This window comes from Flavobacterium nitrogenifigens (assembly GCF_003254565.1).
GTDB lineage: Bacteria > Bacteroidota > Bacteroidia > Flavobacteriales > Flavobacteriaceae > Flavobacterium > Flavobacterium nitrogenifigens.
Window position 1 is genome coordinate 1 of the sequence record NZ_QJRI01000070.1, and the last position, 340, is coordinate 340.

Genomic DNA, 340 nt, shown 5'->3' on the forward strand with positions numbered 1-340 from the left:
ACACCAATACGATTTTGACTCCGCTACAGCAATCGGATTCTTGAAAAATTATGGTTTAGATAAAGATTTCAAAATCAACATAGAGGTAAACCACGCTACATTGGCACAGCACACTTTCCAGCACGAATTGGAAGTGGCTGCAAAAGCGGGAATGTTAGGAAGCATCGATGCCAACAGAGGCGATTATCAAAACGGATGGGATACAGACCAATTCCCAAACAACATTCAGGAAACAACTGAAGCCATGCTGGTTTTCTTAAAAGCTGGCGGATTACAAGGCGGAGGAGTTAACTTTGATGCTAAAATCAGAAGAAACTCTACAGACTTAGAAGATGTTTTC

At 41.2% G+C, this 340-nt stretch carries 1 pseudogene; it reads left to right on the forward strand.

Annotation, left to right across the window (positions count from 1 at the left end):
* A pseudogene (locus DM397_RS00290) lies at positions 1–340 on the forward strand (xylose isomerase); the annotation flags it as partial.